This is a genomic window from Helicobacter acinonychis (assembly GCF_900461455.1).
Classification (GTDB): Bacteria; Campylobacterota; Campylobacteria; order Campylobacterales; family Helicobacteraceae; genus Helicobacter; species Helicobacter acinonychis.
In genome coordinates this window covers 1,327,131-1,345,672 of record NZ_UGIA01000001.1, presented here as the reverse complement: position 1 = coordinate 1,345,672, position 18,542 = coordinate 1,327,131, and the positions used below count along the sequence as shown (strand labels likewise).

Annotated in this window: 12 protein-coding genes; 5 read left to right on the top strand and 7 right to left on the bottom strand. The window is 36.4% G+C overall.

Features of this window, described 5'->3' with window-relative positions; genetic code table 11:
- Positions 1 to 3: 3 nt before the first annotated feature.
- Positions 4 to 357 carry a hypothetical protein gene (locus tag DYI00_RS06605; RefSeq protein WP_104687292.1) on the bottom strand — a complete coding sequence of 118 codons (354 nt, stop codon included), beginning with the start codon at positions 355 to 357 and terminating at the stop codon, positions 4 to 6.
- A 117-nt stretch (positions 358 to 474) separates the two neighbouring features.
- Here DYI00_RS06605 and recG point away from each other — a divergent pair, with 117 nt between their 5' ends.
- The 5 genes from recG to DYI00_RS06580 all read left to right on the top strand — a co-directional run bounded on the left by recG (position 475) and on the right by DYI00_RS06580 (position 11,252).
- On the top strand, positions 475 to 2,340 hold the full coding sequence (gene recG, locus DYI00_RS06600) for an ATP-dependent DNA helicase RecG (RefSeq protein ID WP_104709347.1): 1,866 nt from the start codon (positions 475 to 477) through the stop codon (positions 2,338 to 2,340).
- A gap of 50 nt (positions 2,341 to 2,390) precedes the next feature.
- Positions 2,391 to 3,782: a site-specific DNA-methyltransferase gene (locus DYI00_RS06595; RefSeq protein WP_011576998.1), complete on the top strand. Its 1,392-nt coding sequence runs from the start codon at positions 2,391 to 2,393 to the stop codon at positions 3,780 to 3,782.
- Positions 3,779 to 4,369, top strand: coding sequence for a hypothetical protein (locus DYI00_RS06590; RefSeq protein ID WP_011576999.1), 591 nt, complete (start codon positions 3,779 to 3,781; stop codon positions 4,367 to 4,369). The genes DYI00_RS06595 and DYI00_RS06590 overlap by 4 nt, the downstream gene beginning before the upstream one ends.
- Positions 4,370 to 4,372: 3 nt before the next feature.
- Complete coding sequence (locus DYI00_RS06585) at positions 4,373 to 7,294, top strand: type III restriction-modification system endonuclease (protein WP_104709352.1); 2,922 nt, start codon at positions 4,373 to 4,375, stop codon at positions 7,292 to 7,294.
- Positions 7,295 to 7,478: 184 nt separating this feature from the next.
- Positions 7,479 to 11,252: a type IIG restriction enzyme/methyltransferase gene (locus DYI00_RS06580; RefSeq protein WP_104709344.1), complete on the top strand. Its 3,774-nt coding sequence runs from the start codon at positions 7,479 to 7,481 to the stop codon at positions 11,250 to 11,252.
- A gap of 749 nt (positions 11,253 to 12,001) precedes the next feature.
- Here DYI00_RS06580 and trpA read toward each other — a convergent pair.
- Genes trpA through trpE form a run of 6 tightly spaced genes read right to left on the bottom strand, consistent with a single transcriptional unit; the run spans position 12,002 to position 18,411 of the window.
- On the bottom strand, positions 12,002 to 12,790 hold the full coding sequence (gene trpA / locus DYI00_RS06575) for a tryptophan synthase subunit alpha (RefSeq protein WP_041600146.1): 789 nt from the start codon (positions 12,788 to 12,790) through the stop codon (positions 12,002 to 12,004).
- Complete coding sequence (gene trpB, locus DYI00_RS06570; protein ID WP_011577004.1) at positions 12,787 to 13,968, bottom strand: tryptophan synthase subunit beta; 1,182 nt, start codon at positions 13,966 to 13,968, stop codon at positions 12,787 to 12,789. Before trpB ends, trpA begins: the two co-directional genes overlap by 4 nt.
- 1 nt (position 13,969) lies before the next feature.
- Positions 13,970 to 15,328 carry a bifunctional indole-3-glycerol-phosphate synthase TrpC/phosphoribosylanthranilate isomerase TrpF gene (trpCF, locus tag DYI00_RS06565; RefSeq protein WP_011577005.1) on the bottom strand — a complete coding sequence of 453 codons (1,359 nt, stop codon included), beginning with the start codon at positions 15,326 to 15,328 and terminating at the stop codon, positions 13,970 to 13,972.
- The gene (gene trpD, locus DYI00_RS06560; protein ID WP_104709343.1) at positions 15,321 to 16,328 is read right to left on the bottom strand and encodes an anthranilate phosphoribosyltransferase; all 1,008 of its coding nucleotides are present in this window, start codon (positions 16,326 to 16,328) and stop codon (positions 15,321 to 15,323) included. The genes trpCF and trpD overlap by 8 nt, the downstream gene beginning before the upstream one ends.
- The gene (locus DYI00_RS06555) at positions 16,325 to 16,912 is read right to left on the bottom strand and encodes an aminodeoxychorismate/anthranilate synthase component II (protein WP_011577007.1); all 588 of its coding nucleotides are present in this window, start codon (positions 16,910 to 16,912) and stop codon (positions 16,325 to 16,327) included. The genes trpD and DYI00_RS06555 overlap by 4 nt, the downstream gene beginning before the upstream one ends.
- Positions 16,909 to 18,411 (bottom strand): anthranilate synthase component I, encoded by a 1,503-nt coding sequence (trpE, locus tag DYI00_RS06550; RefSeq protein ID WP_104709351.1) that lies wholly within the window; start codon positions 18,409 to 18,411, stop codon positions 16,909 to 16,911. Before trpE ends, DYI00_RS06555 begins: the two co-directional genes overlap by 4 nt.
- Positions 18,412 to 18,542 lie beyond the last annotated feature (131 nt).

The window sequence follows — 18,542 nt, the reverse complement described above, 5'->3', positions numbered from 1 at the left end:
AATTTAATAATTCCTATTGAGTGGGGAGCTGAGATTGTCCAGGTGGTTAGTGGATCGTTGCAAAATATTGTTATTCCTTTTTTGCGGTTGAGCGTTTTCTTCATTGATTTCATCTGTTTTATTTTCTTCATCGATCAAATCATCCACTTCTTTAGTGATTTTTTCATCATCTTCTTCATGCTCAATTTTTTCCACATCGCTATTGGTTTGATTAGCTTGATTGGTTTTAGGAGCCGTTTCAGTCGTTTGATGCTGATTTTGGTGCGATTGAGACGATTTTTTAACTCTATCTTTACACGCGCTAAACAGGGTTAAAACAAGAGAAATAGCGATAAAATGAGTGATTTTAGATTGCATGATTTTATTCCTTAAGTCAATGTATAATTTGATTATCTTATCACAAAATGGTTAAAATACTAGGATAAAACTAATGAGGTTAAGGCTTTTTATGGGATTAGCTAGGGTAAGAACAAATTGCAAGAAATAAATCATTTATTAAAAACATTGAATGTGAAATCGCTTTTAGAAGCCTTGCTTGTTTATACGCCTAAGGGTTATAAAGATTTAAGCTTGTTAGAGCGTTTTGAAATGGGTTTGAGCGGCGTATTAGAAGTGGATGTTTTAGATAAAAAAAACTATGCCAAAGTTTTAAAGATTTTTGCTTATTCCAAACGATTTTGCAAAAATTTAGAGCTTGTCTTTTTCAATTACAGCGCGTTCCATTACAACCAATTTAAAATCGGCGAGAGTTTATTTATTTATGGTAAATTAGAGCAAAGCTCTTTTAATCAAGCTTATATTATTAACACGCCTAAAATCCTTAAAGAATTTGGCGGCATTTCTTTGCTTTTTAAAAAAGCCAAAAACCATAAAAAAATCCAAGAAAATTTGCAAAAACTCATTTCTTTAGAAAATCTAAAAAATGAAGGTATTAAAGAAAATATCGCGCATCTGTTATTAGAAATCTTTTTCCCCACTCCACATTTTCTCAAAGATTATGAATACTATAAAACTTTCCCTTCACAGCATTTAAATGCATTAAAATATATTGAAATGCTTTTTTATATGAAAAATTTAGAGCGTAAAAAATTGCAATTCAACGCTAAAATCATATGCCCCAATAATAGCGAGCGCTTAAATCATTTCATCGCTTCTTTACCCTTTAAACTCACTAACGACCAACAAAACGCCATTAAAGAAATCCAAAACGATCTCACTAGCCCTATAGCGTGTAAGCGTTTGATTGTAGGCGATGTGGGGTGCGGGAAAACGATGGTGATTTTAGCGAGCATGGTATTAGCTTATCCTAATAAAACCCTTTTAATGGCGCCCACTTCCATTCTCGCTAAACAGCTTTATAACGAAGCCTTAAAATTTTTACCCCCTTATTTTGAAGTGGAATTATTGCTAGGCGGGAGTCATAAAAAAAATCATTTATTTGAAAAAATCACTCATGTTGTTATAGGCACGCAAGCGTTGTTATTTGATAAGCGCGATTTAGATGAATTTGCTCTGGTGATCACTGATGAGCAGCACAGGTTTGGCACAAAACAGCGCTACCAATTAGAAAAAATGGCGAGCAGTAAGGGCAATAAACCCCATTCCTTGCAATTTTCCGCAACCCCCATTCCTCGCACTCTAGCTCTAGCCAAAAGCGCGTTTGTCCAAACGACTATGATTAGAGGAATCCCCTACCCTAAAGAGATTAAAACTCTGGTTTTGCATAAAAGGGAATTTAAATTAGTTATGGAGAAAATTAGCGAAGAAATCGCTAAAAACCATCAAGTCATTGTCGTTTATCCTCTTGTGAATGAGAGCGAAAAAATCCCCTATTTATCGCTGAGTGAGGGGGCAAGCTTTTGGCAAAAACGCTTTAAAAATGTTTATATCACTTCAGGGCAAGATAAAAATAAAGAAGAGGTGATTGAAGAATTTAGAGAGTCAGGGAGTATTCTTTTAGCGACCACGCTCATTGAAGTGGGCATTTCTTTACCGCGATTGAGCGTGATGGTGGTTTTAGCGCCTGAAAGGTTAGGCTTAGCGACCTTGCACCAATTAAGGGGGCGTGTGTCTCGTAATGGTTTGAAAGGCTATTGTTTTTTATGCACGATTCAAGAAGAAAACGAACGATTAGAAAAGTTTGCTGAGGAATTAGACGGGTTTAAGATCGCTGAATTGGATTTAGAATACAGAAAGAGCGGAGATTTACTCCAGGGTGGGGAGCAGAGCGGGAATAGCTTTGAATACATTGATTTGGCTAAAGATGAAAGCATTATCGCTGAAGTGAAACAGGATTTTTTAAAAAATGTCAGTGTTTCACAAGGAACATTGAACATTTGAAAATTAAGGTGGAATTGGGTAATTTAAATCATTTAAAATAAAGGACAGAGATGCAAAATAAAGAGATTTGTGAAGAAGAAAGCGTTAATGAAAAAAATTTAGAGATTTTTAACCGCTATTTTCCCGGTTGCTTGAACATGGAAAATGGTGGTAAACTCACGCTAGATGCAGAAAAATTAAAAGCGTTATTAGGGGATTTTAGCGGAATAAAAGAAGAGGGCTATGGGTTGAATTTTGTGGGTAAAAAAATCGCTTTAACTCAAGCTTTTAAGAAAAACGATAAGATTTTACAACCCTTAAACGAATCTAATAGCAAGCACATCCTCATCAAGGGCGATAATTTAGACGCTCTCAAAATCTTAAGACAAAGTTATAGTGAAAAAATCAAAATGATTTACATTGACCCTCCTTACAACACCAAAAACGACAATTTTATTTACAGCGATGATTTTTCACAATCTAATGAAGAGCTTTTAAAGCAATTGGATTATTCTAAAGAAAAATTGGATTATATCAACAATCTTTTTGGGTCAAAATGCCATAGCGGGTGGCTTAGCTTCATGTATCCTAGATTGTTACTCGCTAAAGATTTGCTCAAAAAAGACGGCGTGATTTTCATTTCTATTGATGACAATGAAGCCGCCCAACTCAAACTTTTATGCGATGAGATTTTTGGGGAGGGGAATTTTGTGGCTCAATTTATATGGCATTCTAAAAATAAGCCAAGTGGCAATACAACAGAAGATAAAACGATTGACACAAGAACGGAATATATTTTTTGTTATCAAAAATGTAATTTTAAAGCAAATAAACATGAAAATACAAAAGAAGAATTGGAAGAAAAAGGTTATGTTTTAAAAGATGAGTATTTTGAAACAAGAGGGCATTATAAGCTCACTCCTTTAATGCGCTCATGTTCTGCAAGTAGTTTTCAATATATTGAAAGCTTGGATTATGAAATACAAGCACCTGATGGCACATGGTTTAAAAATCATCAAAATATTAAAAAAGAGAAATCATACTGCTATACTTGGAGTAAAAAATTATTTGATTTTGGTAATCAAAATGGATTTATTGAATTTCAAAAAACAAGCGATGGTTTTTGGTGTGCATATAGAAAAATGTATGAATTATGTGCAATTGATAATAAAAACTACAAGATTATCTATCGTAAAAGTGGGAATGCATATTCTAATTTAATTACTAATCTTTATAGTGATATAGGAGCAAATGAAGTAAGAAATATTTTTAATGGAGAAAAAATTTTTTCATACCCCAAACCCCTAAAACTCATTAACCGATTGATTGAATTATCCACAAACGAGGGCGACATCATTTTAGACTTTTTTGCTGGGAGCGGGACAACCGCGCATGCCGTGTTAGAGAGTAATAAGAGCGATTATCAAAAATTAAGTGAGGGGGGGGGTTATTTAATGGCTTGAATGCTGAATTTAAAGAAAGGCGATTCATTCTGGTCCAATCAGACGAAAAAATTGATCCCAAGAAAAACAAAAGCGCGCATGACTTTTGTTTAAACACCCTAAAATCTGCCTCCCCAAGCATTTTTGACATCACCGAAGAAAGGATTAAAAGAGTGGGGGCTAAAATCAAAGAAACTTGCCCTCTTTTAGATGTGGGTTTTCAAGCGTTTGAAATCGTTGATGATGAAATGAGCGTTATTTATAATAAAAATCTTAGCGAAGTGGAGCAAAAGGATTTATTCGCTTATTCTAACCCCAAAAAAAGAGAAACCCAAACGATTTTAACGAATCTTTTATGGTGTGAGGGTTTAGAACTCACTACCCCTATAACTTGCTTGATTGAAAATGTTTTGTATCTGGCTAAAAATACGGCTTTCATTGTGGGGGATATAGAAATGAGCGAAGTTTTAGAAAACTTGAAAGATAAAGGGGTAGAAAAAATTAGCATGTATATGCTTAATATCAGTAACGATAATTTATATTTGGAATTGAGCAGTAATTTGAATGAATTGCATTTAGAGATTAACGATTTAAAAAGTAGGAGATAGATGATGAAAATCAAATTCAAACGATTAAATTATCAAGAGCAATGCTTGAAGCAAATTTTAGGGGTGTTTAATGGGATTAGATTGAGAGAGTCACAAAAGGATGTTCAAAGGATTTTTAACCCTGTTTTTGAAATAGAGGCGCTCAAAGATCTTTTATTAGAAAATATCAAAAACTTGCAATCAGAGCAAAAAATAACCCAAGGAATTATAGGGATTGAGAAGTCGTTAAATTGCGATATTTTAATGGAAACAGGTACGGGGAAGACCTTTTGCTTTTTGGAATGCGTTTATGCCTTGCACAAAGAATATGGTTTGTCAAAATTTATCGTTTTAGTGCCAAGCAACGCCATTAAATTAGGGGTTTTAAAGAATATTGAAATCACAAGAGAGTTTTTTAAAAGCGAGTATTCTAACACGCATTTAGAAAGCTATGAAGATATTGAAAGCTTTATTTTAGTGAGTAATCACAAATGCTGTGTTTTGGTGATGACTTTTTCTGCTTTTAATAAAGAGGGCAACATTATCAATAAATCATGTTTAGAAAACATGAATTTATTCAATGGTGCAAAAAGTTACATGCAAGCTTTAGCCAATATCCGCCCAGTAGTGATCATGGATGAACCGCACCGATTTTTAGGCGATAAAACAAAGAATTATTTGGAAAAATTAAACGCTTTGATCACGCTCAGGTTTGGGGCGACTTTTAGAGATGATTATAATAATTTGATTTATGCATTAGACAGCAAAAAAGCGTTTGATGATGGGCTAGTGAAAAGCATTAGCGTGGCGTCTGTGGGAGAGAGTCAAGAGTATTTTTTGGAAGTTAAAGAGATTAAAAAAATACAAAATGAATACGAAGCGATGATTAGCTACACGGATTTAGAAAATAAAACTAAAAGCGTTAAAGTCAAAAAGCACGATAATTTGGGGGAGCTAACCAATATCAGCACTTTAAAAGATTATATTGTAGAAAAAATCGCTAAAAAGGAAGTGCTATTTCTTAATGGCTTTAATTTATTGTTGGATCAAAAAGAATCTTTTTCCCATCTTTTAGAGGGTGAGCAAGAAATGATGCTAAGAATAGCGATAGAAAGCCATTTTGAAAGAGAAGAAGAGCTTTATAAAAAAGGGGTTAAAGCCTTGTGCATGGTGTTTATTAGCGGGGTGAATAGCTATTTAAGTGAAAATGAAAAGCCGGCTAAATTAGCCCTTTTATTTGAAAAACTTTACCAACAAGAGCTTGAAGAAGTTTTAAAAAAGCCTTTAGATAAAAATTATAGAGCGTATTTAGAGCGCGCTAAAGATGACATTAAAAAAGTGCATGGAGGGTATTTTGCTAAAAGCAATAAAGAGGGCGATGAAGCTAAAGCGATTGAACTCATTTTAAAAGAAAAAGAAAAATTGCTGAGTTTTGATTCCGATCTCAGGTTTATTTTTTCGCAATGGGCGTTGCAAGAGGGGTGGGATAACCCTAATGTGATGACGATTTGCAAATTAGCCCCCAGCCATTCTAATATCACTAAATTGCAACAAATTGGCAGAGGCTTAAGGCTCGCTGTGAATCAAAAGGGCGAACGCATCACTAAAGAGCATGTTGATTTTGATTTTGTCAATGAATTGGTGGTGATCGTGCCGCAAGTTGAGGGGGATTTTGTGGGAGCAATCCAGCAAGAGATAAGCGAACATAGCTTGATTAAAAAGGAATTTAGTGGGGGGGAGTTGGAAGAAAATGGGGTGATTAAAAAAGGGTTTTATGGGGCTTTGTTTGACAAATTAGAGGGTTTGGGTTTTGGGGAAAACACAGATGATGGGAATTTTAAACTCACTCTCAATCAAAATGAATTTTTAGAAAAAGAGCCAAAATTAGAAGAATTAAAAAGTGAAAAATACTTGGATTTTGAAAAATTAAAAGATTTTTTAAAAGATCGCTTGATTGGCCATTCCAGGGTGAGAAACAAAAACGAGCGAAAAATTGAAAAAATTAAAATCAATCAAGAAAATTTTAAAAAATTTGAAGCCTTATGGGAAATCTTGAATTGTAAAGCCTGGATCACTTATGCTATTGATAGCGAGCGCTTGATTGAAGAGATTGTCAAAAAAATCAATTCTTCTTTTGAAATCAGTTCAAAATTCGTTGCGGTTACAACGCATAAAAAAGTAGAAACCATGAAAAAAAACGAAGTGGCAAAGTCTATTGAGCAAAAAAGCGCATGTTCATTTAGCTTGCATGAATTTATCAGTGCCTTGTCTAATAAGGTGAAATTGAGTTTTAAAAGCGTGGCTAAAGTATTAGAAAAAATTGATGCAAAAAAGTTTAACTCAATTAAAAACAATGAACAAGAGAGCTTAAGGCGCTTAGGGGATCTATTTTTAGAAATTATTTATCAAAATATTAAAGATAAAATTTCCTATCAAATGCGCGAAACGGCTATTAAAAACAAAAAAAACGATGCGTTTTATGATGAAAAGGGAGAGGTTAGAGAATTTTTAGATGGGAGTTTAGGGGCACGAAAATATGAAATTAAAAATGCAAGCGCGCGAGAAAAATGCTTGTATGAAAATTTCATGCAAGTGGATAGTGAGGCTGAAGAAGGCACGATTGAAGAATCTAACGATACCAAAATCATTGTTTTTGGCAAACTCCCTAGGGTTAAGATCCCAGTAGGATTGAATCAATCTTATAGCCCTGATTTTGGGTATGTGGTTGAAAATAACGATAAAAAAGTGTTGTTAGTGATAGAAACTAAGGGGTATGATAGAGAAATCCAATTGCGCCCTGAAGAAGAGCGAAAAATTTCAACCGCTGAGAAATTTTTTGAAGCTTTAAAAAAGCAAGGCGTGAATATTGAATACAAAACAAAGATGAGTAAGGATCAATTAAGCGCGTTGATCAATGAAGTTTTAAACCATACAAAACAGAGTTAAAATAGATCCATTACCCCAATGTTTCACATGAAACAATTTGACTTTTTAACTTTATCTAAAATTCTATTTTATAACTCGCGTTTGAATAGCGAAAAGCGCGGTTTTAAAGAAAAGCGTTTTCTTTGGATTTCACAGCCATTTTGCTATAATTTGATCGCATTTCATTAGATCTCAAAGGCATTTTATGATCAGTTTCATTTTCAACCCACTCAAAGATTTCATTAAAAAGTATAGTCCCCAAACACCCACAATAGAAACTATAAAAAAATTTAAAAAAGAAATAAAAAGCTTGCTAGAAAACGCGCCAAAACAAGATGATGAAGAGTTTCAAAAAAACAAAATCAACAAATTTTTAGACAATGTCTATGAATATGAATGCAACACTTATAAAAAAGTTGATAGCGCGATTTATAATAGTAATGAAGAAGTTTTGGTGCTTATTGAAGTCAAAAAATTGAGTAATAAAAATGAATTCCCCAAAGACAAAACAAAGTTGCTCAGTAAAGCCTTTTGTCAAATGGTTTTGTATTTTTTAGATGAAACCGAAAAAGAAAAAAACAATTCCCTAAAACACACCATTATCTGCAACGCGCATGAATATTTTCTCTTTGATTGTAAAGATTTGCTCTTTTTAAAAGAAGATAAATGCATCAAACAATTCTATAAAAATTGCGTTAAAAAAGAAGGCACAGATTCTTCAAAACCAAAATTTTACAGCGAGTTAGAATTGTATTTGCAAGAAAATTTTCAAGGCAAACTCCCATACACTTATTTTAATTTGAACGATTGGAGCGATGAAGAACTCCCCTTGATCTATCAAGTTTTAAGCCCAGAAGCTCTTTTAAAACAAAAAAGAACCCTTGATGCCAACACGCTTAACAAAAATTTTTATAAAGAATTGCTTTATATTTTGGGGTTAGAAGAGCAAAGTAGGGATGGGAAAATTTTAATCAAACCCAGCCATACCAAAAACTCCCTAAGCGATGCCCTAAAAGAGCAATACAACAATTTAGATGATGAAGAAGTCATGGCGTTACTGATCGCTTGGAATAACCGCATTTTATTTTTACGGCTTTTAGAAAGCCTTTTAATCTCTTTCAAGCATTTTGAAAAACCTTTTTTAACCACAGAAAACTTTAAGCATTTCAACGCCCTAAACACCCTCTTTTTTGAAGTTTTAGCCAAGAAAAACAGCGAACGCTCCCAAGCGATTAAAGAAAACAAGATTTTAGAAAAAATCCCTTATTTGAACTCCAGTTTGTTTGATAAAACGCCCTTAGAATTAAAGAATTATCAAATCAAATTGCTCAATAACAATTCCTTAGAGCTTTATCCCCAATCCATTCTCAAAAAAGACGACAAAAAATCTTTGCCCTTGCTGGAATACCTTTTTGCATTTTTGCATGCTTATGACTTCACCACCACCCCTAAAGACATCAAGCAAGGAGTGAAGCAAAACCACGACACGCTGATCAATTCAGCCGTGCTCGGGCTTGTTTTTGAAAAACTTAACGGCTATAAAGAGGGGAGTTTTTATACCCCAAGCCTTATCACAAGCTACATGTGCAAAGAGAGTATCACATCAATTGTGTTGGATAAATTCAATCAAACCTATCAAATAAAGTGTGAAGATTTAACAGAATTACAAAATTATCTAAAAGATAGCTACAAAGAGGATAAACACAAAGAATACCTGAACACGCTTTTAACCTTACGCATTTGCGATCCGGCGGTGGGGAGTGGGCATTTTTTAGTCTCTGCACTCAATGAAATGGTATGGATTGCTTACGATCTAGGGCTTATCACTTCTTTGTATCGCTGCGATCTCATATTGGAAAACGATGAAATCATCATCCGCACGCCAAAGGGCGGGATCTTTAACTACACAATGCCAGAGATTGAAAACGACGATCACCACCAAATCCAAAAAGAACTCTTTGAGCTTAAGAAATCCATCATTGAAAACTGCCTTTTTGGCGTGGATATTAACCCCAACTCTTGCGAAATCACCAAGCTCAGATTATGGATAGAGCTTTTAAAATACAGCTACTATATTTTTGATGAAAAAGGTAACACCCAAGCGCTTGAAACCCTCCCCAACATTGATATTAATATCAAATGCGGTAACAGCTTGATTTCACGCTTTAGTTTGAATGACGATCTCAAAAAGATTCCTAATATCAAGAAAAAAGTCCAAGAATACAAAGATCTAGTCGCCCAATACAAAGACCCAAACCCTCTCTATCCCTTCAATAAAGCAGATCTTATTAACAAAATCTCAGACTTAAAAAACACTTTTTCGCTCACGCTCAAAGACCCTAAAACTAAAACAGAGCTTGAAAAGGCTATTGAAAAACACATTAACAATTACAATGATTTTGCCCTAGATGATAAGAGTTTGCTGGATGGCTTAAGTTATTTTATCCCAAATATTTTTGGCACGCCTGAACTAAGCCCTGAAAAACAGGAAGAGGCTTTTGCTTCTTATGGGCGTATTAGAACTTTGAGAAAAAGGCTTGATGACGCCTTAAGTGGTAGGGAGTATCAAAATGCGTTTGAATGGCGCTTTGAATTCCCTGAAGTGCTGGATGATGAGGGGAATTTTTTAGGCTTTGATTGCATCATGGGCAACCCGCCTTATATCCGCCAAGAAAAAATCAAAGACTTAAAACCTTTATTAGAAAAGCAATACCAAAATTTCTATAACAGCTCCGCTGACATTTACACCTACTTTTTTGCCCTAGCTTCCAATCTTTTAAAAGAAAAGGGGTTTAACGCTTTCATCACTTCTAACAAATACACACGCGCTAAATACGGCGCTAAATTAAGAGAGTTTTTACTCAAAAACACCACCATTATTAGCTACATGGAATTGAGTGCCTTAAAAGTCTTTGAAAGCGCTACAGTGGATACAAGCATCATCAATTCCATCAAACAAGTGCCCCTTAAAGAGAGCCGCTTTAAATATTACGAACCCACCCCAAACGATAAAAACGATTTGAAAAACACCCACCCCCTACTTATGAGACAAAACGCGCTCAAAACAGAAAGCTTTATTTTTGCCAACACCAAGCTTTTAGATTTAAGGGATAAAATAGAACAAAACGGTACCCCGCTTAAAGACTGGGGTATTCAAATCAATTACGGGATAAAAACCGGCTGCAACGAAGCCTTTATCATTCCCACTGAAAAAAGAGACGAAATCTTAAAAAATTGCGATGATTCGCAAAAAGATGGCATGGGAATGAGCGAAAGAGAAAGAACTCAAAAGCTTATCAAACCCGTTTTAAGAGGGAGAAATATTAAGCGGTATCGTTATGAGTGGGCGGGGGAGTGGCTGATTAACACCCATAATGGCTATACTTCTTTTTCTAATCATAAAATCCCTCCAATAGATATAGAAAAATACCCCACGCTCAAAGCGCATTTAGACTCTCATTGGGACGCTATTGCAACACGATCCGATCAAGGAGACACCCCCTACCATCTCAGGAATTGCGCGTATATTGAAGAGTTTGAAAAAGAAAAAATTGTGTATGGCGAGATCGTGCAAGAGCCACGATTTTATTTAGATAATGGATCATGTGAGTTAGGATATTGTTATGCAGAAGCCACGAGCTTTATTCTCACAGGAGAGCATTTACACTATCTTTTAGGAATGTTGCATTCTAAATTGATTACTTTTGCTTTCAAAACTTTCTACGCAGGCGGTGGACTAGGTGAGAGTGGTTATCGCTATAAAAAGGCTTTTTTAGAACGGCTCCCCATTCCCCAAATCACCCAACAAAACCAAGAATCAGCCCAAAAAATCGCCGATTGCACAGAGCGGATCTTACAAACAAAAGAGAAAGACCCCAAAGCCAACACTCAGGAATTAGAGCAAGAAATTGACGCCTTAGTCTATCAGCTCTACAACCTCACCGATGAAGAGATTCAAACCATTGAAAATGGGCAATAAATGGCAATAAATAACAAGCGATTGACCCTAAAGGAAAACCCCTACTTTTTAAGCAGAGGAAACCTTTGGCTTAATGGGTTTTTTTAACCACTGTTTTAACCCTAGACTTATAAAAGAGGTATTTTTAAGTATAATAGAACCAAAGGTTTTTTACCATGTTTTTTGGACATAATAATCTTTTGAAAGGTAATCTTACCCCCTAATCTCTGGCAAAAAAACTAGGGGGGTAATCGTTATTTTACCCTAACCTCAGAAACAAGCAAGAACAACCAAACGCGATCTAAAGATTAAAAAGCCAACTCATCGTAAAAAATGACCGATAAAATTATTTTTAAACCGATATAGTGGGAGAAAAGACTTATTTTGATTATAAAAAGCGGTTCTTGTTTAAAAGGGTTGTTAAAAGATGAAAAAAGCGGGTGATTTTTTAAGAAATCTTGATTTATTCTTATTTTTGAGTTACAATGCATCCGCGTTATAAGGGTTTCAGTGGCCCACTTTTTTACAAATCGCTTAGACTTTCCAAATCTTTAAAAGAGCTTATAGCTTGGTATAATAAAAATCAGTTTTTTATTATCAAAATACCTGCGATTTTAAGCCACTGCCAACCATATTTCAAGGCTACCTTTAATGATTTGTTAGGCTTATTGGGCAGTATCTTCTGCACTAACAATCGCCATAACGCGCATGGGGTAAAAAACTTTGATGATTGTTAACCTTTTGGTGCGATAAAAGCTTTAAAAAGCCTTTCAAAAAACCATTTCTTCTATAAACCCCTTAATTTTTTCTAGCATGGCGTTTTCATTATTCAAATTTTCTTCTATGATTTTGACTAACGCTGAGCCGCAAATCACGCCATCAGCCCCCATGCCTTTAGCGTTTTTGATGTGTTCTTTTTTAGAGATTCCAAAGCCCAGTAATGCAGGGATAGGGCTAAAAGTTTTTAAGGTTTTAATAACAGCGCTCGCATCATTTTCTAAAGCATGACTTGCCCCAGTAACCCCACTCCTGGCTAAAGTGTAAATATAGCCTTGCGAATTTAGGGCTACTTGTTCTAAATCCTTAACGCTCGCATTAGGGCTAGCGATAAAGATTTGTTTAATTTGGTGTTTTTGAGCGGATTTGATGACTAATTCTTTTTCTATCAGGGGCATATCCGCTATTAAAACGCTATCTGTACCGCATTCTTTAGCTTGAGCGTAAAAACTATCAACGCCATAAGAAAAAATTAAATTCGCATACGCTAAAAGCCCTATGGGAATATGAGAATCATAATCTCTAATTTTTTTTAAAAGTTGGAAATTTTTAGCCATAGAAGCGTGTTTTAACGCCCTTAAATGGCTCGCTTGTATAGTGATGCCATCAGCTACAGGATCTGAGAAAGCAAAACCTAACTCTAAAGCGCTCACACCGCTAGCAATTAAAGTTTTAATGATTTCAAAACTCAGTTCATAATCAGGATCGCCCAAGGTTACAAACGGGATAAACGCCATTTTTTCTTGTTTTTTCAAAGTTTCAAACATGGTTTTATACCTCATTTTAAATCCCCTTTTAAAGCGCTATAAACGGTATTTAAATCTTTATCCCCCCTGCCGCTCAGATTCACTACAATAATGCTTTCTTGTGTGCATTTTTGAGCGAGTTTTAAAGCATACGCTAAGGCGTGTGAGCTTTCTAAGGCTGGGATAATGCCTTCTTTTTGGCATAATAAACTAAAGGCTTCTAGCGCTTCAATATCGCTTGCACTTTCATAAATCGCGCGCCCGCTTTCTTTTAAAAAGCTGTGCTCTGGCCCTACTCCTGGATAATCAAGCCCAGCGCTTATGCTATGACTTTCTATAATTTGGCCTTCATCATCTTGCAAAAGATAGGTTTTATTCCCATGCAAAATCCCCACTCGCCCCTTATTCAAAGTTGCTCCATGCTTATTAGTTTCTAGCCCCAAGCCTGCCGGCTCTACGCCTATGAGTTTGACCTCTTTATCGTTTAAAAACGCGCTGAATATCCCTATGGCGTTAGACCCCCCTCCAACGCATGCGATAACATAATCAGGCAAGCGGTTTTCTTTTTCTAGAATTTGTTGTTTGGCCTCATCGCCTATCATTTTTTGAAAGGTTTTGACCATTGTAGGGTAAGGGTGCGGCCCAGCGGCTGTGCCCAGCAAATAGTGCGTGTCTTTGTAGCTGCTCGCCCAATCTCTTAAGGTCTCATTCACAGCGTCTTTAAGTGTCGCGCTCCCTGAATTGACTTCTCTGATTTCAGCGCCCAACAAACGCATTCTGAAAACGTTCATTTCTTGGCGCTTGATGTCTTTGCCTCCCATAAAAATCACGCATTTTAAATTTAACAATGCACAAGCGATAGCCGTTGCAACGCCATGCTGCCCAGCGCCTGTTTCAGCAATGATCCTGGTTTTACCCATTTTTTTAGCCAAAAGGGCTTGCCCTAACGCTTGGTTCGTCTTATGCGCTCCGCCATGGATTAAATCCTCTCGTTTCAGATAAAGCCTAACTTTAGGGTTAGAAATGATATTTTGACACAAAGTTAAAGGGCTAGGGCGGCCCACAAAATCCTTTAAAAGATGGAAATACTCTTGTTGGAATTTATCATCTTTTAAACAAGCATCAAACGCTTGTTCTAACTCTCTTAACGCAGGCACTAACAATTCTGAAACAAAACTCCCCCCAAACTCCCCAAAATACGCTTTTTTATTCATTTTAATACTCTCTTAAAATTCGGGCTAACCGCTTGATTTTATCCTTATTTTTAATACCAGGGCTTATTTCCAAACCTGAATTAAAATCCAGACCCAACGCTTTGACCTTTAAGGCTTTTTGAGCGTTATCCAAATCAAGCCCACCGGCTAGCATGAAAGGCGTTTTGACATGGTCTAAAATATCCCAATCAAAACTCACGCCATTGCCTCCATATTTATCCCCTTTAGTGTCGTATAAGATTAAAGAGGCTTCTTCAGTTTTAGGGGCTAAATCTTTAGAATCCGCGACGCTCACTACTTGCCAGATTGCACAAGTTTTAGGGAGCGATTTTTTTAATTGAGCGATTTTTTTAGGCGAATAGTTATAAAGCTGCACCGCTTTTAAATCAAGCTTTTGAGCGATTTTTACGATTTTTTTAATTTTATTTTTCACAAACACGCCCACAAAATCCAATTTTTTAACCGCTTTTGTGATTTTTAGGGCTTCTTTGGGTTTAATGTATCTGGGCGAAGATTTTTCAAAAATCAAACCCCCATAAATAAAATGGTTTTTATAGACGGCTTTAGCGTCTTTGATTCTTGTAAGCCCGCACACTTTATTTTCGCCTAAAATCAATTTAATGCACGCTTTTTTCAAATCCTTTTCTTTCATTAAAGAGCTTCCCACTAAAAAGCCATTCACATAAGGGGCTAGGGCTTTGATTTGTGCATGCGAATGGATACCGGACTCACTGATGATGAGCGTGTCTTTAGGCAATAAGGGGCGTAATTCTAGCGTGTGAAACATATCGGTTTTTAAGGTGTGTAAATCCCTATTGTTAATGCCTATAATGTCGTATTTAAGTTTGAGTAAGCGCTGGATTTCTTGCTTGTTGGAAACTTCACTCAACACGCTCATTTTTAAGGACTTGGCGAGTTCAAAAAGCTCTAAATAGTTTTTGTCATCTAGCACGCTTAACATTAAAAGCACCGCATTAGCCCCCATAACCCTAGCGAGTTTGATCTGGAAACTATCAATGATAAAGTCTTTGCATAAAATAGGCTTGGTGGAATGCTTTGAGACAATCTTAATGTTTTCATAAGATCCTAAAAAATGCTTGGCGTCGGCTAAAACCGAAATGCAAGAGGCAAATTTTTCATAAACCTTCGCTATTTTTAGTAAATCAAAATCTTTTCTGATCAAGCCTTTAGAGGGCGATGCTTTTTTACACTCTAAAATAAAGCTTGTTTTTTTTTCCAATAACGCTTTTTTAAAATCCCTATCGCTTGGGCTTATGTTTGCGGGCAAGGTGTAATTTTTTTTAAGTGCAGAGACTTCTAAGAGTTTGTCTTTAAGGATATTCTCTAACACGCTAGGCATGGCTTAATCTTATGATTTTTTGTAAATGCGTATAAGGCGCTTTGGTTTTTAAATGCTCTAAAGTCATGCTCACGCCCTCTTTTAAATCTTTAGCTCTATTACTCAAATACAACAAACTCGCCACATTCGCCACAACCACCATCGTGTGCGAATCCTTGCCCTTATTTTCTAAAATATCCAAACACGCTTGAACGCTTTCTTGCACGCTTTCAATCTGTAATTCTTTCAAATCATAGGGGGGTAAATTAAAATCTTTAGCGCTCAAGTCATACTCTAAAATCTCGTTATTTTTTAATTCACACGCATGCGTAATAGCATGCAACACGATTTCATCTGTCCCTCCTCCATTAACCACCATCGCCCTTTTAACGCCTAAAGCCTTTAATGCTAGCGCCATAGTCTTGCACAAGGATTCATCATACACGCCTAAAAGCTGGATTGTGGGTCTTAAAGGGTTGATTAAAGGCCCTAAACAATTAAAAATCGTTTTAGTGAAAAGCTCTTTTCTTAAAGGGGCAGATTTTTTAAAACTTTGGTGGTATAAAGGCGCGAATAAAAACCCAAAATGCGATTCTTTGAGGCAATTTTCTAATTGCGCGCGATTCATTTCAATATTCACGCCTAGATTTTCCAATAAATCCGCGCTCCCGCTATGACTGGACACGCTTCTTGATCCATGTTTAGCCATCGGTAATCCCATAGAGCTGGCAATGAGTGCAGCAATAGTGCTAATATTAATCGTTTTTAGCCCATCACCCCCCGTGCCGCAATTGTCTATTAAATCCAATCCGCTCTTAAAAGGTTTAGGGGCATGCTCTAAAAGCGTGGTTGCAGCGGCGCTAATCTCACTCAAGCTCTCGCCCTTAATCTTTAAAGCACACAAAATCGCCCCAAGTTGCGTGGGGCTTACTTCTTCGTTAATAATAAAAGTGAATAATCTTTTGACTTCTTCATCATTCAAGTCTTTTTGATGGTACAAGGCGTTTAAAATCCCTTTCATGATGATAGCCCTTTTAAAAACCCCACGCTTTGTTCCAGTAACGCCCTCCCTTGTAAAGTCATGATGCTTTCAGGGTGGAATTGATAGGCTAAGATTCTATCCTTTTCATCAACAATAGCCATAGGGATATTTTCATGTTCTGCGATCACTTCTAAATTTTTAGGCAATCCGCTCGCCATTAAAGAATGGTAACGCCCCACCACCATGCTCTCCCCTAAGCCTTTAAAAACGGCATGCTTTTTGAGCGCGATTGTCGTTGCTTTGCCATGCACGATCTCTTTACTCCTTATGATTTTGGCTCCATAGCTTTGCGCTAAAGCTTGCAACCCCAAACAAACCCCTAAAATGGGGAATTTCTTTTTAGCCATTGCAATGATTTCTAAAAGATTACCCGAACTATTAGGGTTACCAGGCCCAGGCGAAATAAACAATAAGGGCGTTGTTGATTCTTTAAGCATTAAATCCATGAGATAGCTAGGCTCAATATCGTTTTGATAAACAGCCACTTCATAACCCAAGCACTCCAATTCATACACCAAGTTATAAGAGAAAGAATCAAAATTATCTATAAAAAAGATTTTCATAAGCTTGTTTTCCTGATCGCATCAATAAGGGCTTTAGCTTTGGCTTTTGTTTCATCCGCTTCATTTTGTGGCACGCTATCTAAAACGATGCCAGCTCCTGCTTGGATCACAGCTTGATTGTTTTTGACAAAACATGAACGGATAGTGATACAAGAATCCATAGACCCTTCGCTATTCAGATAACCCACACTCCCTCCATAAGAGCCTCTTCTTTGATTTTCTAATTGGTAAATGAGTTTAATTGCAGAGATTTTAGGCGCCCCGCTAAGCGTACCGGCGTTCATAAAACTCCTATAAGCATGCAAACTATCGCACCCTTTTTTCAATTCCCCCACAACCCTTGAAACTAAATGCATGACATTAGAATATTTATCCACTTTTAAAAGCTTATCGCAATAGCGCTTTTTTGAAACTCTGGCCATGTCGTTTCTGGCTAAATCCACTAGCATGATGTGTTCAGCCCTTTCTTTAAAGTCGTGTTGCAAATCAAATTCCATTTTACTATCTAAATCGTAATCAATATTCCCTTCTTTATCCTTACCCCTCAAACGAGTGCCAGCAATGGGGTAAATTTCAGCCATATTCGTTAAAGCGTTGTACTTCAAGGCGCTCTCAGGGCTTGCCCCAAAAAGAATAAAATCGCTATCTTTGATATAAAACATATAAGGGCTAGGGTTAGTTAGCTTTAAATGATAATACGCGCTCAAACCCTCCAAGCACTCCATGTAAAAACTGCGCGATAATACCGCTTGAAAAATCTCGCCCTTTTTAATTTCTTCTTGTAAGGATAACACTTTTTTTTCAAACTCGCTATCGCCGCAACTAACACTAACTTCTGTGCTTTGCTCAGATTTTTTAGGGATAAAGTCGCTTTTAATGTTTTTAGCCAACTCTTTTAAATCTTGTAATTCTTTAGCTATCTCTGTTTTAAAGCGCTCATCAAAACACGCCCCCAAAATTTCAGCGCTTTTTTCTTTGTGATCGATAATGATCAAATTTTGCGCGACGAAAAAAATAAAATCATGCGCTGTGTTGTCTTTTGCTTTTAAATGGGGTAAATCTTCAAAGAAATTGAGCATTTCAAAAGAAAACACGCCCGCGCTTAAAAGCGTAAAGGGGTGTTTGGGGTTTGTTTTAACGCTTTTAAAAAGCCCCCTTAAAGCGTCAAAAGGGCTAGGCTCAAAGAGTTTAGAAAACTCATCTTTGGCTTTTTTGTCTTGCGTGTAAGTTAAAGTTAGGGTATTGTCTTTTGTGGGCGTTTTAAAAAACGCGCTCAATTTTTGCAAAAACGCTCCGCCATTAGCCGTCAAGCCAGTGATAGTTACGATATTGTGATTGCAAATTAGCTTCAAACAAGCTTTAGCCATTAACAGGGATTTAGTGTGCGCTTTGCTTTCAATCTCAGCGCTTTCAAAAAGCAAGGTGTGTTGGCGCTCTAATTTTTCATAAAGAGCTAGGGGGTAGGGAATGTAAGGGGCTTTTTCTATGAGACTAATCATCGCTTGCTTCAAATTAAAAATGAAGTCGTATTTTACAAGAAATAGATAAATGGGCTCTAAATTGGCTATTCAAACGCAATAACAAGAAAAATTTGTATCCAGTTTTATGGGGACGGATACAAAAATCCGGT

Coding starts and splice junctions, on each gene's coding strand:
- DYI00_RS06605 (WP_104687292.1), bottom strand. CDS start 357: ATGCAATCTAAAATCACTCATTTTATCGCTATTTCTCTTGTTTTAACC.
- DYI00_RS06595 (WP_011576998.1), top strand. CDS start 2,391: ATGCAAAATAAAGAGATTTGTGAAGAAGAAAGCGTTAATGAAAAAAAT.
- DYI00_RS06585 (WP_104709352.1), top strand. CDS start 4,373: ATGAAAATCAAATTCAAACGATTAAATTATCAAGAGCAATGCTTGAAG.
- DYI00_RS06580 (WP_104709344.1), top strand. CDS start 7,479: ATGATCAGTTTCATTTTCAACCCACTCAAAGATTTCATTAAAAAGTAT.
- trpA (WP_041600146.1), bottom strand. CDS start 12,790: ATGAGGTATAAAACCATGTTTGAAACTTTGAAAAAACAAGAAAAAATG.
- trpB (WP_011577004.1), bottom strand. CDS start 13,968: ATGAATAAAAAAGCGTATTTTGGGGAGTTTGGGGGGAGTTTTGTTTCA.
- trpCF (WP_011577005.1), bottom strand. CDS start 15,328: ATGCCTAGCGTGTTAGAGAATATCCTTAAAGACAAACTCTTAGAAGTC.
- trpD (WP_104709343.1), bottom strand. CDS start 16,328: ATGAAAGGGATTTTAAACGCCTTGTACCATCAAAAAGACTTGAATGAT.
- DYI00_RS06555 (WP_011577007.1), bottom strand. CDS start 16,912: ATGAAAATCTTTTTTATAGATAATTTTGATTCTTTCTCTTATAACTTG.
- trpE (WP_104709351.1), bottom strand. CDS start 18,411: ATGATTAGTCTCATAGAAAAAGCCCCTTACATTCCCTACCCCCTAGCT.